The organism is Saprospiraceae bacterium (genome assembly GCA_016714025.1).
Classification (GTDB): domain Bacteria; phylum Bacteroidota; class Bacteroidia; order Chitinophagales; family Saprospiraceae; genus Vicinibacter.
Window position 1 is genome coordinate 1,638,029 of sequence record JADJOB010000002.1, and the last position, 18,736, is coordinate 1,656,764.

Annotated in this window: 2 protein-coding genes; both read left to right on the top strand. The window is 37.2% G+C overall.

Annotated elements, in window-relative coordinates:
- The first annotated feature begins 212 nt into the window (after window positions 1-212).
- Window positions 213-13,052 carry an HYR domain-containing protein gene (locus IPJ80_09750; protein ID MBK7913767.1) on the top strand — a complete coding sequence of 4,280 codons (12,840 nt, stop codon included), beginning with the start codon at window positions 213-215 and terminating at the stop codon, window positions 13,050-13,052.
- A gap of 239 nt (window positions 13,053-13,291) precedes the next feature.
- Window positions 13,292-18,604, top strand: coding sequence for a T9SS type A sorting domain-containing protein (locus IPJ80_09755; protein MBK7913768.1), 5,313 nt, complete (start codon window positions 13,292-13,294; stop codon window positions 18,602-18,604).
- Window positions 18,605-18,736 lie beyond the last annotated feature (132 nt).

Below are 18,736 nucleotides of genomic sequence, written 5' to 3' on the forward strand. Positions count from 1 at the left end.
TAAATATAAATAATTCATATTTAATTTTTTTTAATGTTTTGATGATTAAATTGTAATAAGTTATATATTTGCATTGGAGATATATATAGTATTTTCATCCCACTAGTCTCCATCTCTTTAGTAATCAACGAGTTAGCAACTGGTTCGGATCGTGCTGCGCATGCAGAACGTCTGAATCACAAAATTTTGAGCCAAACTTATTGATTCATAAAATGAGAAAACTAATACGTACACACACAACTGGATTTTTTCATTTGACACGTTCCGCTATGGGATTTCGTCGGATGGCTTTGCTGTTAGTTCCAGCATTGATTTCATTTTGTCAAACACGTTCCTATACGCAATGTCAGACAAAGCCAAATGAAATCCAGGGAATTGTATTCCTGGACCAGAATTACAATGGTCAATTGGATGCACAAGATCTGCTCCAATCCCAAGTCAAGATTTTGGCTTTTGGAAAGGATGGACAACTTGTAGCACAAGCTATTTCGGATGTAAATGGGACCTACCGCCTCAGTGGTCTGGTCAATAACATCGTGTATCGCCTGGAAATGCAAAAGCCAGCAGATTTTTATTTTGCAAAATCATCTTCCCAGGGAGCTCACGACATTCGTTTTACAACCGCACCTGCTTGTGATGTCAATTTTGGATTGCAAAATAAAGAAGCACTCTGCGCACCGGAAATAGCAAACGTATTTACAAGCTGTTTTGTAAAAGCTGATGGTTCGGATGCAGCACCTACCTTAATTCAAATGCCATTTCAATTTAAGAGTTCGACAATGCCTTCTAAAATTGCGATGCAAAATCAAACCGGTTCGGTTTGGGGATTGGCATTTAATCGTTCCAGACAAGCATTGTATTCATCTGCATTTATTAAATACGGAGCCGCATTAGGAGTAGGTGGTTCAGGAGGTATTTATATTACAGATCCTGCAAAACCAAGTACAGAATTATTTTTAAATTTAAATACCTATGGTATTCAAACAGGTCCCGGACAATTTTTGAATCCTTTAGATTGCGGATACTCGAAGCTTGTTGGAAAAAGTGGTTTGGGGGACATGGATATTTCAGATGATGACCAGTATTTATTTGTGACGAATTTATACAATAAGTCTCTGGTTATTATTCCAACGGATCATCCAACGGCATCTTCTATATTGGAAATTAAAATTCCGGATCCTGGATGCAATCAAGGTGATTATGTTGTTGGTGCAGTTGAATATTACAATGGTCAGGTTTACCTAGGAGTTACCTGCACCGCTGAAACCAGCAAAAATAAAAATGACTTTGCATTTCATATTTATCAGTTTAATCTGTTATCCAAATCGTTTAATCTTATTTTTTCAAGTTCATTTGCCCGCGAGTATTGGTTATCAAATCCAACCGTGGAGCGTCCAGTTTCTCAATGGCTTACCAATATCGCTTTTGCAGATGACAACTTTATGATCCTGGGGATTGCTGATCGCACAGGACATACATATTGTGATCCAGTCTATCCCTTAACTGGAACTTATGGAGATATATTAATGCTTTATAAAAGCGGTACATCCTGGTTTTTAGAAAACAAAGGAGTAGCTGGAAGTCGCACCGGTAGCGGACCTTATAATTTTGAAGGACCGGGTGGTGGTGAATTTTTTGGAGATGATTTTTGGACTATTGGTCCTGGATTGCACCCTGAAACTTCCTTTGGAAGTGTTTGTGTATTGAAAGGTACTCCAAGTGTGGTCAATGCCGTTTTTGATCCAATTTATGAATCATTTGCTGGTGGATTACACAAGTACAGCACCCTAAATGGTAAGAAATCTTCTGCTATTCAATTGTATAATTCATCCAGTTCGTCATACGGAAAATCTTCCGGATTGGGTGACATGGCTTTATTGTGTCCACGCATTCCTTTGGAAATTGGAAATTATGTATGGATCGATGACAATGAAAATGGAATGCAGGATGCTGGCGAACAAGCCATGCGCAATCTTCAAATTTCATTGTATGACAGCCAATGCAATTTAATAGGAACAACCACAACAGATGCCAATGGAAACTATCTATTTAATAGTACGAATGTAGATCTTGATGGAGATGGAATAACCGATCCAATTAAGTCATTTGAAGATTATTATATTCTTGTCAACGATCCTGCATTTAGCAAATCGCTTGGAAAATTAATTATAGCATCCGATACATTTAAATTAGCAATTCATACGATAACATCAGGAATTGAATTAATAAATAGCGATGCTGATTTAGCTTCAGTTCCAGATTGCCCTGATTTTGCAGGATATCCAATTATAAAAGTTCATACAGGTGGATCCGGTCAAAATGATTTTAGTTTTGACATGGGTTTTGTAAAAACGAAACCTGTTCAGGTACCTGTTCCAGAAAAAATTTATGACCTTGCATTAATTAAACAAGTAAACGGTTCTAAAACAGTTAAAGCCGGAGATGTAGTTACTTTTAATATTCTGGTGCAAAATCAAGGAAATCAAGCCATCCCAAATATTGAAATTACTGATTATGTAAAAGACTATTTCACATTTGAACCTGGTTTAAATCCAGCATGGTCCTTTGACGGAACCCAAGCACGCTACAATATTAGCACAGGCTTAGATCCACAAAAAGAATTGATTGTTCCAATTCATTTGAGATTAAATAAATCATCCAAGCCATCTGAAATTATCAATACCGCAGAAATTTCCAAGATGACGGATGCATCCGGATTAAATTTAAAAGATGAAGATTCAACACCAGATACCATTGAAGATAATGATAAAGGGGGCATTCCAAATACGGAAACAGATAACGTACTGGTTTCAAATCCAAACGATGAGGATGATCATGATCGTGAGTCTTTGCCCTTGGTAGATTTGGCTTTATTAAATAAAACAAGCAATACAGCACCAGTTAAATTAAATGAGATTGTTTATTTCAATATGGAAATTTACAATCAAGGAAATGTAGCTGTAAATAGTTTAGACCTGGTAAATTATATTCCATCAGGATTTCAATTCGAACAAGGATTAAATCCTTCCTGGACATTGAATGGTACAAAGGCTTTCTTGAAATTAAATGAGATTATTTTACCGGGTCAATCGAAAACAGTAAGCATTGCACTTCGATTGAAATCCAGAGATTTGGCAAATTTGATTGATGTTGCAGAAATTGCTGGTATGTATGATGCTTCCGGTGTTAGTCTGAAAGATTACGATAGTACACCTGATCAAATTCAAGGCAATGATGCAGGAGGTGTATTGTATGCCAGTACAGATAACATGATCCAGGATGATGGAAGTATTGATGAAGACGATCAGGATCCAGCATCCATTCAAATATTGGATCTGGCTTTAATTCTTACCACTACGGAAACCAAGCCAGTAAAAAAGAACCAGGATGTTTTATTACAAGTTACAGTATGTAATCAGGCAAATACGCCTGTAAGAAATATAGGAATTGTAAATTATTTACCCCTTGGTTTGGAAGTAAGTCCATTTGATAATCACGGTTGGTTTAAAGTAGGTACTGTATTAAGAAATGTAATTGCAACTGAACTTGCACCGACTGCATGTACTACACTTGATTTATTAGTTCGTGTGAATGCCAATGCAAAACCAAATGAATTGCTTAGCAGAGCAGAAATTACCTCTATTGAAGGATTGGGTTCCGAAGATTATAGCAATCGCGATTGGGATTCTAATCCAGATTATAATGATGGAAATGATGCAGGTGGGCAGGTATTTACTGCCACTGATAATATATTTAATGGGGATGGCATTTTTGATGAAGATGATTCGGATCCGGAAGCATTGTTGCTTATGGATTTAGCATTAATTAAAAAATATACTACAGGAAGTCCATTAAAGTACAATGGAACGGCCTCATTTTCGATTCAAATAATTAACCAGGGCAATGTAGCGGTACGTGATATTGAAATTACAGACTTAATGCCTAATGGTTTTGAATTAACACCGGAATCAGCATCGAATGGCTGGAGTGCTCAAGGAAATCTATTGACCTATGCTGGAACCAATTCATTGCAAGCGGGCGCCAGCTTCAGTGTTGACCTTTCTTTAAAAAATATCGCAAGTGTTATTCCTTCCTTTTTAATCAATCGTGCAGAAATTTCACACATATTCGATTTGAAAGGTATTGATATTTCAGATCGTGATTTTGATAGCACGCCGGATACTGATCCAACCAACGATTTAGGAGGAGAAGTAAACACCATAACTGATAATGCAACTGATCTTGATGCTTCTTTGGATGAAGACGATGAAGATCCGGCCGGTATTCCAGTATTTGACTTAGCGTTAAGAAAAAAATTAATTGGAGATCGAATTGCATACCGCAAAGGAGATACTGTTGAATACAAAATTGAGGTATTTAATCAGGGAAATGTAATTGCGAAAAATATTGATGTAGTCGATTATTTACATACAAGCTATATCTACCTGCAAGAATTAAATGCAGATTGGACAGTTATAAATCCAAACGTAGTCTCTATCAAACATATAGATCAATTGAATCCAGGTGAGTCGTTTGCAGTTACCATTCAATTAGTAATTAAAGTATTGGATGAGGGGAAATTTATTCCGAATTATGCTGAAATAGCTTATGCTGAAGATAATTCTGGAAAAATTGCAGTAGATTTTGATTCAAATCCGGATGCAATCAGCAATAATGATAAAGGAGGAGTTCCAGGTTCAGCCGAAGATAATGTACTCGACGACCATGGAGCATTGGATGAAGATGATCATGATGGTGCTGAATCCAATCCTGTAAATTTTGACCTGGCTTTGGTTAAAGATATTGACCAGGCTATTGTTAAAAAAGGAGAACCCATTAAGTTTAGAATCCGGGTTTACAATCAAGGAATAGTAAAAGCAGATGAATTGGAATTGGTTGATTACATTCCTGATGGTTTAATTTTAGAAGATGCTGATTGGGAGATTCGACATGTAGAACCTGGTATTACGCGTGCTTATTACAATATGACTCCTAAAAATGGTCGATTGCCACAAGATGGATTATTACCAGGTGACAGTGTGACAGTTTTTATAAACCTCCGGGTGGATCCAAATCAACTGCCTGGAATTTTAGTAAATCGTGCTGAAATTTTCCGTGCTGTAAATTATGGTAATGTGATTGACGATGATTCCAATCCGGACGATGATTTGGAAAATGACAAAGGAGGAATTGTATTTGATGATTCAGATGGTAGTTCTGCGGATCCATTTCCTGAAGGATTAGAAGATGAAGACGATGCGGATCCTGCCGGGATTATTGTGGTTGACTTAGAACGTTCTGTTCCTTGCTTCTGTTTGGATAATGCAACGAATCAAGACGACGGACAGTTTTATGAAGAAATATCTTTTAGGTCTATTTCCGGAGATACCTGGTTTATTTATCAGGTAACTGGTTTATATCATGAACTCAGTCAATCTCCACCAAATATTCCAATTCCTTTTGTTACAGGACCTGGTGGTTATGTATTGGATGAAACTAATTTAGGTGACGGTACCAGTATTTATACCATAAGAGGAAATCATGTTGATGGCATTGGCTATTCATTCATTCTTTCAAACCAGAATGGTGTTAAATTAAGTACTGGCGTTAATAAATGTTATTATAAAGATCCAATTTTATTAAAATCTCAGAATAATGTTTGTGCTGGTCAAACCATTCGCTATGAAGTAAAAAATATTCCAAATGCTGTTTATAGCTGGACCTTATTAACAGGGGGAACGATTGTTACCAATCCATTTAAAAGTGCTATCGACGTAGAATGGACAGGTAGCATTGGATCCACCCATATCTTGACTGTAGAGGTTGACCAGACTGATTCTTGTTATAGTCCTTTGCAAATTCCGGTTACCATTGGCTCAACTTCTGGAACAATCAGTTGCATTGGAGCTATTCAGGTATCATTAGATAACAATTGCCAGGTGCAAATCACACCTCAAATGTTATTATTAGGGGGGCCGTACGATTATAGTTCGTATGCTGTAATGGTATTTAACAAAGATGGATCCCTGGTTCCAAATAATGTGTTATACTATTCGCACATTGGAAAAACATTGGTTGCAAAACTCATCAATGTATGTAATGGAAATGCATGTTGGGCAAATGTAACCGTTGAAGATAAAGTTAAACCGACCATCGTGTGCTTAAACGATACGATTGATTGCACTTTGATGCGTTCATATTTAAAACCTTTTATAAATGATAATTGTGATCCAAATCCGGAGCAAATCGTTTTGGATGAGAAAATAGAAAATACACCCTGTGATCCAAATTATTCTAAAATTGTTACTCGGGTTTATATCGCAAAAGATCATTCTGGAAATGTATCACTTCCTTGTACAACGAATGTATTTTTACGCCGCATCAATCTGGATTCAATTGTATTTCCAGATTCATTGATTCGGGCAAATTTAAATCCACTGATCTGTTCAAGATTTGCAACAGATTCATTGGGACATCCATTGCCTTCTGTAACCGGTATTCCTACATATCGCGGTTTACCAGCCTGGCCAAATACGGACAATACGTATTGCGATTATGCAGTAAGTTATGAGGATATTGATTTTATCAATGGTAAAAATTGTGTGCGTAAATTCATCCGCAACTGGAAGTTTACAATCTGGTATTGCACTACATTTGAACAACTGAATTATCCGCAATTAATTGAGATTATAGATACAATCGCACCGACCATTGAGTGCCCATATAATATTACAACTACCACAAATTCTAAGACTTGTGATCGGGATGTTTGGATTCCTATGCCAAAGGTGTTTGATAGTTGCGGAGAGATTTCACGCATTGATTTATCCTATGATGGGGGATTTGTAAAAGACTTCAAAGCTTCCTATGTAAATCTACCTGAAGGAGAATACTTGTTGAGATTTACAGTATACGATTTATGTTACAATTCATCAACCTGTAATATGGAAGTGGCGGTTTATGATCGCACACCACCTGTTGCTGTTTGCGACCGTCAAACGGTAGTGACCTTAGATCGGTTTGGTGAAGTTTGGGTTCCGGGAACTGTATTTGATGATGGAAGTTATGATGATTGCCATATTAAATCAATGCAGGTACGCCGTATGAGTCCTAATTCACCTTGTGATCGGGACGGCGAAGTTTTCAGAGATTCCATAAAATTCTGTTGTTCAGATGTTGGAAATGAAGTGATGGTTATGTTTAAAGTTACTGATGAACATGGAAACGAAAATACTTGTATGGTTCTAGTAGAAGTACAAGACAAAACCATTCCACATATTTATTGTCCACACGATGTAACTATCAATTGCGACTATCATTATGATTTAAATGATCTTTCTGAATTTGGCACACCAACTGTTTCTGACAATTGCAATGTAACTTTTAGAGACAGCCTGGATGTTCAAATCAATCAATGCCGGGAAGGCTATATTGATCGCATATTTATTGCAGGGAATTCTTTTGGATATGATGTATGTGTGCAGCGTATTACGGTAGTAAATCCTGATCCATTTAGTTCGAAGGATATTGTTTGGCCAGAGGATTTAGATACCAATACCTGTATTTCAAATGGTTTATTGCCAGAGACCTTGCCTTCAATTTATGGATTCCCACGAATTACAGAAGATTTTTGTGATTTGGTTGGTACATCCTATGAAGATCATGTATTCAGATTTATAAACGGAAGCGATGCTTGTTATAAAATTATCCGTAAATGGAAAGTTGTAGATTGGTGTAGATACAATTCTCCAATTTTCTTACCAGGCGGCAATCCAGCAATTTTCGTACACGAACAAATACTCAAAGTATTTAATACAGATCCTCCGAAATTTTTAACCGGATGCAAAGACACTACATTTGCGATCATTGATACGAGCTGTTTAGGAGGTGATGCCTATTTGGTTGCTACAGGACATGATTTATGCACACCTGATAATGAATTAATCTGGGAATACCATATTGATTTAGATCAGGATGGAATTGAAGATTATTCTGACTTAGGAGTTGGTGCAAAAATTGATGCAAGTGGTTTTTACAAACTTGGAAAGCATAAAATAAAGTATGTTTTTGAGGATCGTTGTGGTAACAAAGCAGTCTGCGAGCGAAATTTCGAAATTATAAACTGCAAACCACCAATTGCTTATTGCAGAGTTGGACTTTCAACTTCTCTGGTGCCAATGGATTTAAATGGTAATGGAAGTATCGATGCAGAATTGGTTACGATTTGGGCTAAGGATTTTGATCAGGGCTCGTATCATCCATGTGGATATCCTATTACCTATTCCTTTGGACGTGATACTTCTAATAAATCAATTACTTACGATTGTGATAGTATAGGCCGTCGTGTGGTTACTTTATGTATAACAGCATCCAATGGAAAACAAGCATGTTGCAATACATTTATTGATATTCAGGATAACAATAAAATAGACTTATGCGGTTGTGTTAAATTTCCACCAAATGTTACCATTACCGATTGCAGTCAACAGACTAATCCTGAAATAATTAACTCTAAACCTTCAATTGGTAATTGTACAGGTTGTACTCATAAATCAACAAATTACAAAGACAGTATCGCATTCAATTACCCAAATGCATGTTTTGCAGTTTATAGGAATTGGAGAGTTGATTTCGAATGTGCCGGTGAACCAAACAGAACATTTGACCGTACTCAATTGATCGTGGTCACAACAGATTTAAAAGAATCTGATATTGTTTGGCCAAAAGATTCATTTATCGTAGATAATTGTATTGGTTCTATTGATACCGCATTGATTGGTGAAGTTCCACGCTTTTGTGTACACAACGGAAATGTGATGTTGATGTACACCGATAAAGAAATCAGACGCGAACAAGATTGTATTTTCTATGAAAGAATCTGGACCGTATTTAGTAAATGCAATCCATCACAATCATATGGTTTCCGCCAAGTATTAAAAGTGCTTGAAGGAGCGGGCATACGCTTTATTGTGCCTGACAATATAACCGTCACCGATTGTAAGAAGCCCTTGTTACCGGATTCTTTAAATGGATTCCCACGCACCAATTGCCCTTGCAATTTTACAGTGCATAATTTTAAGGATTCTATTGTAAGCAATATTCCAAATACCTGTTATGTAGTTTACCGAAAATGGACTTCTACTTTTAATTGTCCACCTTTAGCAACTGGAACATTTACGGGAACCCAGATTATTACTGTACGGATTAATTTAGATCCAAATGATATTATATGGCCATCAGATTCTGTGTATGTAGATAATTGCCGAGGATCAGTGGATACTTCCATAATAAACAATGTCCCGAGATTAAGAAAGGATTATTGCGGTTATGTAAGCATTCGATTTACTGATCAGATTATCTTACAAAATGACACCTGTCGTAAAATTCGCAGGACCTGGACAGTTGGAAATGAATGTAGCGCAGGTCAATTCAGACAGCAATTCAGCTTCAATCAATTATTGAAAGTTGTAAAACCGAATGGACCGCAAGTAGATTTCCCGGATGATTTAACAGTTACAGATTGTAAAAAATCATTATTGCCAGATTCTTTAAATGGCTTTCCAAAACTAAACTGTCCTTGTAATGTATTTACGCATACTTATCAGGATTCTGTAGTGCAAAATGTTCCAAATACCTGCTATGTTATTTATAGGAAGTGGACTTCAACCTATAATTGTCCTCCAGAAGTAAGTGGAACCTTTAAAGGAACTCAAATTATTACCATTCGGATTAATCTTGATCCATTGGATATAAAATGGCCAAAGGATACCGTAGTTGTAACAAATTGTCCAGGATATGTTGACACATCCTTGATAAATAATGTTCCAAGATTAATGAGAGACTACTGCGGATATGTAAGTATTACATTTTCTGACCAGACCATTTCAACCAATGATACTTGTAAGATAATTCATCGGACCTGGGTGGTTGCCAATGAATGCAGTTCAGGGCAATTCCGTCAGCAATTTAGCTTTAAGCAAGTATTGAAAGTTACAAATCCAAATGGACCGAGAATTAATTTCCCGGCTGATTTAACCATCACGGATTGTAAGAAACCGTTTTTACCGGATTCATTGAATGGATATCCAGTAGCCCTATGTACCTGTGATTCAATTAAAGCAAGTTATAAAGATGATACTATATCTACTTCAAATGTTGAAGTATGTTATATCGTAGAGCGTAATTGGAGTGTGCGTATTCAGTGCAGGCCCAACTATGATTCTACTATTTTCCACATCCAGCGGATTACCAGAGATGTTGATTTAAATCCGAATGATATTATCTGGCCTGTGGATACAGTGACTACCTTCTCCTGCAATCCGAATTTAAATCCTGGTATTACAGGATCCCCCAGCTTGAGAAGGGATTATTGTGGATTTGTAACATTTACTTTCCGGGATTCAGTTGTTGGAAGTGGTGAATGTCGGACTGTCCTGAGAAAATGGACTGCAGTAAATTCATGCAGTCTCAGTCAGCGGCCAATGTTTACTCAACATTTAATTACAAAAAATCAGGAAGCACCATCTATAACCTGTCAACCGGATACTATAGTCAGCGCTGATCCAAATTCTTGTGGAGCTACATTCCAATTGAGGAATCCACGATTGAATAATTCTTGCAATACGGGTGTTACATTTTCAAACAATGCACCCAGTACGTTTCCGGTAGGAATGACTTTTGTGGTCTTTACAGCAAAAGACAGTTGCAATCATACGGCAACCTGTACTGTAAAAGTTACTGTAATAGAAGACATTCCGCCTCAAATCAGTTGTCCTGCAAATGTTACAGTTGATTGTAGTGTAAATACAGATGATCTGACAAAATTTGGAGTAGCAAATGCAGGAGACAATTGTCCTGGCGTAGTAATTATAGAAACAGTTACCAGATCTCAGAATATTTGTGGTATCGGATCAATTACCAGAAAGTTTGTTGCAATTGATGCTTCAGGTAATAGAGATTCTTGCTTTCAGACCATTGTAATTAACAATGCAGATCCATTGGAGGATCAGGACATTAATTGGCCGACTTCTCCAATTACAATAGATGAATGTGAAAGCATTGACCCGGCAAATACAGGATTTCCTTCATTTGATACAGCTGGAATCAGTTGTTTCAAACCATTGATAACTTATGTTGATACAAATCTCTGCAGAATTAGAAATACCTGTGACATTGAAAGGACCTGGACAATTTTTGATAGTTGCAGTAATGCTACCTTCAATTTTGTTCAACTTATCATAAGAGATGATCCTAACTCTCCAAATATTTTGGGAGTAAGTGATACTACAGTATATGCAAATGATTCAACCTGTAATAATTTTATAATCTTAAAGGCACATGTAGATAATTGTGATTCTGCTTCGATCATCATCACAAACGATTCTCCTTATGGCTTTAATGATTTTGAAGATGCCTCTGGATTTTATCCACCGGGTGTAACTACAGTGGTGTTTACTGCAGAGGATGCTTGTTGTAATATTTCATCGAAATCTGTACGGATTACTGTAATAGATACCGTTGCTCCAGAATTTACTTGCAGAAAAGTTGTAAAGAAAATTCGCGATAATGGTTGTGCAGATTTCAATGCCAGAGATTTTATAGCGAGAATTCATGATAATTGTACGGATTCTATATTGATTAAATCATCGTTCGATCGTAATGATTTTAATGATACCATTCGGACAATTTGTTGTGATTCAATTACAAATTTTGAATACACAACTGCAGTAGTAGTTTATTTTATGGACTTTGCAGGGAATATGGATTCATGCAAAACGTTCTTGCAGGCGGTGGATCAGGATACGATTTGTGGTATCACATTCTCTTCACATGTTAAGGGTTTGGTTCAAAGCAGAAAAGGTACCTATATGCCTGGAATTGATGTAATGCTTAATGATGGAATCAATGGTTTAACCCAAACCAGAACGGATGGTTTTTATGGATTTTACAATATGCCTAACGGAGGTAGTTATAAAGTGGCGGCACAACATGATATTAATCCGCTGAATGGTGTTTCTACAGCAGATATCATCCATATCCAGCGCCATATACTGGGAATTGCAACGTTTACAGATCCTTTGAAATTTATTGCGGCAGATGTAAACGCCAACAAACGCGTTACAGCGGCAGACGTTGTGGAAATCAGAAAGTTGATTTTAGGTAAAACAGATCGATTTGCAAATAGTCCAAGTTGGAAATTTTTATTGACGGATTACCAATTTAAAGATCAGGAAGATCCATTAAATGAAAACTATCCAACCAGTTTCCAGATTGACAATATCAATAAAAACCATTACATCAATTTTACTGGTGTTAAAATTGGAGATGTAGACGATTCCAATAATCCGTTACAATTCAATGACAAGGTTGCGGTTAGGAATCAAAATACCCGATTGTTAGTTGCAAATGATTTGAATCTTCAAAAGGCTCAAGATTATGACATTGAGTTTAATTTGAATCGATTTGATGAATTGGATGGAATGCAGTTTGAAATCCAGTTGGACCCATCAAAAGCGAGTATTGTGAGTGTTTTAGAGGATGCAACAGGAACACTTTCTGAGGAAATGTACCAGTTGAATGCTCAAACCAATAGCATACGCGTATCCTATGTTAAAGGGGAGCATAGCGAAAATGATTGGGTCATTAAACTCCGAATTCGTGCAAATGCTAATTGCAAATTGAGTGATATAGTTGAAATGAATGCAAATGCATTTAACTGTGAAGTTTATTATACCAATGGGGAATCAGCACCTTTGCGGGTTGATTTTATAAATCAGTATAGTGGACAGGAAGGAATCAGTTTGTTCCAGAATATTCCGAATCCATTTAAGCAGTCTACAATTATACCATTCCAAATATCAGAACGATCTGATATTGAAATTCGAATTGTGGATATAAATGGTAAGCTAATTTATGAAACAAGAGCAAACTATAATAAAGGGTATCACGAAATCGAAATTCAGAAGAATCAATTAGATCGGAGCGGAATCTATTATTACCAGCTTAAATCAAATAAATACAATTTATTCAGACGCATGATTTTAATCGACTAAGGTCTGAAGAAATAGTGTGTAGTAATCGGTTTCGTTTTTCAGCTCCTGTAGGAATACAGGAGCTGTTTTTTTTTTTTTTTTTTAAGGTTGAACTTAATTTTTTCAAAATAAAATATGTAAAAAATATATAATATGTTAATTATTTGATTTATGTTTGCCACAGATTTCCCAAAATCTATACTTATTAGGGCTTTTGCCGGATTTAGCGAAGATTTTTTTTCGTATTCAAATTCTCAAGAATGAAAATTACTACTTCGCTGATTTTAACCATTGGCATTTGTGCTTTTATGTTTAATAATGTTACGGTTGCACAAGTAAATTGTGCAAATGATGTGACACCTCCAACTGTGTTGACTTGTCCACAGGATTTTACAATGGCTATTTCAAATGGTGTTTGTGTACAATCAATTTATTGGCCACCCCCAACGGGTTTTGATGATTGCCATTCAACTACTTATGGATTTACCAATACCACTTCATTTGCAAATTGGACTCAAGTTGTATCCGGAGCAGGAGGAACAGCCCAGTTTAGTGATTTTACACCGGATTCTATTAGAATTCGAGGTACATTAGGTGGAACTCCTGCCAATAATTCCAATGCTGTTATGTGCTATACAGCACCCTGTTTTGGGACCATTACCTTTAATTGGAGAGCAAGAAAGACAGGCATAAGTGCATCATTCGCTGGAGACCATGCATTTTATTCAATCAATGGAAATACTGTTCAACTTACTCCGAATGGTCTGGGATCATTTGCAAGCGGTACCGTTACCATTAATGTTAATCAAGGCGACATACTTTGCTTTACCGTGCAATCAAATAATTTGGGACCTCAAACGTTATTGACCATTCATAATTTTGTATATGATAATTTGTTAATTATACAAACTGCTGGTCCTAGGCCTGAGACTTCACCAGGAGCAGGTAATGGAACTCCAGTGGGTGCAGGAACCTACCCCGTTGAATATCATATCCGGGATTGTGCTGGTAATATTAGTTTATGCACATTTACATTTACACTAACGGATGCTCCACCAACCATAACATGTCCTTCAAATGCAACGATCTTGTTAGATACGTTTGATTGCAATCGTGTGTACTGCTATAATGTAGAGGCATCTGATAATTGTATCAATACCAATCCGGTACTTCCTCCTGGATATCAATTTTTAGGAATTCATAATGGGAATACTTATTTTATTTCTCCTCCCGGATTGGCAAACCAAACCAATTGGTTAACTGCCAATACCATTGCAGCGCAACTTGGAGGTCATTTGGTTACAATTGAAGATGCAGCAGAGAATAATTTTTTAACTTCAAACATTTCAACCCTTGTTGGATTATTTGACAACCAGTATTGGATCGGTTTAAGATATTTTCCGATACTTGGTGATTATAAATGGACAACCGGTGAGCCTTTAGGGTTTACTAATTGGGGACCGCTGCAACCTGGTATTATTGACGGAGATTATGTTTTCTTTTGGGATTTAATTGCAGGGACCTGGTATGATTTGCCAAATGATTTTTTTAGCAGAAGACATATTATAGAATTTGAAGGTGGACTCCAAATAAAATTAATTAGTGGGATACCTTCAGGCAATCCTTTTCCACCGGGAGTTACTACCAATGTGTATCAAGTATGTGATGCAGTCGGACAAACTGCAACTTGTAGTTTTACTGTTAATGTGATTGGCTCAACTAGTATTTCATGTAAGAATATCAATGTATCCCTTGATGAAAATTGTCAGGCTTTAATTACACCTGAAATGTTACTCGCAGGTACTTATAATTGTTACGATGTGTTTAATGTGAGTTTAACTTATTATGGTCAACCGGTACCCAATCCTGTTGATTCACACTATTTAAATAAACACCTAGTTGCTACAGTTACGGATCCAACTACTGGAAATAGTTGTTGGAGTGATGTAGTCATTGAAGATAAATTGGCACCGACCATCATATGCAGGGCTGATACTGTGGATTGCAATTTGTTTGTTGAGAAATTCCCTCTGCAATATGAAGGCAAAGACTGTAGTCATTATACTGTAAGTACGATAGATGAGCACATTGAGCATTTATATTGTGATACTGCATTTTTAAAAGCAGTTTATAGAGATGTTGAGATTAAGGATGATCAGGGTCTGTCAAGTTATTGCACGGATACAATTTTTGTAAGAAGAATAAAAGCAGAAGATGTTGTATTGCCTTCACTTAATTTTACTAATTTTAGTTGTACTACAAAGTATTTAAAAGATAAAGATGGACATCCAAGTCCAGTAGTTACCAGAGTGCCATACATCATTCAAAGCGATGGGACTCAGAATGAAATATGGCCATTAAATGAGTTGTTGGATTGCAATATAATGATAACTTATGAAGATCAGGATTTAGGTGAGATCAATTGTGTTTGGAAGATCATGCGTTTATGGACAGTCCGTGAATGGTGGTGCAATCAAGAAATTGTAAGACACAGTCAACAGCTGATAATAATCAAAGATGTTGAGGGTCCGGAAATCACACACATGCCATACGGATTTGAAGCGACAACAGGAAGACGTGATTGCGAAGCGCGGGTATTGTTACCAAGCATCGAGGCAGTGGATGCGTGCCATAATAATTTGCGAATCGATATCATCTATCCAGGAGGAGTATTGGAAAACCAAAATGGCGGTTATGTAAATTTACCTGTAGGAGAAGATACAGTATATTATAGAGTGTATGACGGCTGTTACAATTTAACAGAAACGTATATAATCGTTCATGTAAGAGATGAAACAGAACCTGTAGCGGTATGCGATCGCAATACGGTAGTAGCATTAAATCATAGCGGCTACAATTGGGTACCTGCAGAAGTATTTGACGATGGCAGTTTTGATGAATGCCAGTTACACCACTTTGAAGTCAGACGGATGGATGACGGAGCGTGTGGAGCGAGAGGAGCCGACGATTGGGGTCCGGAAGTAGGATTTTGTTGTGAGGATGTAGGCAAGACGATCATGGTAGGATTTAAAGCGATCGATCACAGCGGAAATGAAGCGATCTGCATGGTAAGTGTAGACGTACAAGATAAAGACATTCCGCTAATCAGCTGTCCACCAAATATTACAGTAGATTGTCGATTTGATATAGACCGGAATCATTTAGAAGTATTTGGAAAAGTAGTAACGGAACAAAGTTTAAGAGAGAAGATCGTAATCGATCCAAACTACTGGCATAATATCGGAGGCCACCCATTAGATGGCTTGGCACAAGATAATTGTCCACCGGAAATAATAGAAGAACAAGACTATGGCGGATTGAATCAATGCGGACTAGGTTATTTCTATAGATATTTCACGGCGGTAGATCAACAAGGCAACAGAAGCCCGTCATGTTATCAATTAATCACAGTAATCAATCACGAAAGTTTTGATGCCAGTGACATCGACTTTCCGGATGATCTGGATACATTTGGAATCTGCAATCCGGATGAGTTGATCCCAGAGCGATTAGCATACCCATATGGAAAACCAGTAGTGAATGATGACGAATGTAGTTTAGTCGGATATGCCTATCACGACCACGTATTGTCAGCAACTGTACCCGGGGATCCATGTTTTAAAATCATACGGGTATGGAAAGTAATCGATTGGTGCCAGCGGGATATAGATAACAATGTGATCATCTGGCAGGATACGCAATATATCAAAGTAAGAAATTTAATAGATCCGACAATAGATCGTATTACGAAGGATACAGTAATATGTAGTTACGATGTAAACTGTAGACCGATTCCAGTAACATTTTCAATAGAAGCAGGAGACGATTGTACAGATCCGTTGTTGATGTTGTATACGTATAAGATAGATTTTGACAGCGATGGAACGATCGATGTAGTGAGAGCAGGAATCGGAGAACGAGTCGCAAGTGGAACGTGGCCCTTGGGCAGACATACGGTGAAGTGGGAAGTAGAGGATCGATGTGGAAACACAGCGAAGGAAAGTTTTGTAATGGATCTAAGGAATTGCAAACCACCGGTAGCGTATTGTTTGAATGGAGTATCGACCAATCTAACGCCAATGGATTTAGATGGAGACGGCATACCAGATACAGCAATGGATACTGTATGGGCAAAAGATTTTGATGCGGGCTCGTATCACAATTGTGGGTATTATGTAGCATTAAGTTTTTCAGCGGATACGAATGATAAATACCGGGTGTATGATTGCGATGACCGTGGCTTACAAGCAGTAGAGTTGTGGGTAACGGATATCAATGGCAATACCTCATTCTGCAGAACGTTTATAGACGTACAGGATAACCTGGGATTTTGTCCACCGAATATCAGAAATTCGAATGTAGAAGGAATCATAGCAACGGAAAAAGATGACCGTGTACAAAATGTGTCGATCAATTTGGTAAACAGCGGACTGAATGAAGTGAAGACAGATATCGAAGGCAAGTATTCATTCTTACAATTACCAAACGGACAAAGCGTAACGGTAAGTCCAAGTAAAACAGACGGATGGTTGAATGGAGTAAGTACTGCAGACATAGTAAAAATCCAAAGACACATATTGGGATTGGAACCCTTGAGTACAGCATATAAAATGATTGCAGCGGATGTAAACCGTAGTAAGAGCATCACAGCAAAAGATATATCCGATTTAAGAAGATTGATCTTGGGCGTGACAAATGATGTACCAGGAAATACAAGCTGGAGATTTGTACACCAGTTGTATTCATTTAATGATGTAACCAATTCATTGAATGAAAATTTCCCGGAGAGTTACGAGATCAACGGATTGACATCCGATATGAAATTGGATTTCTTTGCAATCAAAACGGGAGATGTAACAAATAATGCATTGACCAAAGGATTTGGAAACAGCACGACACGAAGTAATAAGACACTGGAATTAGAGACAACAGAACAGCAACTGGAAGTTGGTCAAACGGGAGAAGTATTGATCAAAGTTAAAAACGGTTCGGATTATGAAGGAATGCAGTTTACCATGCAGTGGGATGCAAGAAAGTTGGATTTGGAAGGAGTAGAAGGTAACACAGCGATACGCGTACGGGACGATAATTATTCAACGCAACATGCATCTGAAGGGAAATTGACATTTAGTTACAATGGCCCGATGACAAATGGAGAATGGATCATGAAGTTGAAGTACAAAGCCAAACAAAACATTCGGATGTCAGAAAGCCTTATAGTAAATTCAGGAATCACACCAGCAGTATCGGTAGTAAAGGGAAGTGGAGAAGAAGGTCAGGTGGTGATGAATTTTGCAGGTATGAGCGAACAGGAATTTGTAGTAATGCAAAACGAACCCAATCCATGGACGCAAGAGACGACAATAGGAATGATGTTACCGCAAGCAGGAGAAGTACAGATCAGTATCTATGACCTTGCAGGAAAAATACAGTTAAAGGAACGTGTAGAGATGAAAAAAGGATATAATGAATACCAATTATCCAATGCAAAGATCAATCAGGCAGGAGTATACTATTACCAGATTGACTATCAATCAAATACCGTTACTAAAAAGATGATAATTACAGAGTAAGAAATCAAAAATAGAAGTAGTGAAAAGCCCTTGGATGTAATTCCAGGGGCTTTTATTTTAAAAAATATGAGAAAAAATTATAATATATAAAAAAAAGACTTAAGTTTGCAGTAGGAAACATCCCAATTGTAT

What these genes read in the sequence shown, in the direction of transcription:
- IPJ80_09755 (MBK7913768.1), top strand. Translation starts at nt 13,292, where the DNA reads ATGAAAATTACTACTTCGCTGATTTTAACCATTGGCATTTGTGCTTTT.
- IPJ80_09750 (MBK7913767.1), top strand. Translation starts at nt 213, where the DNA reads ATGAGAAAACTAATACGTACACACACAACTGGATTTTTTCATTTGACA.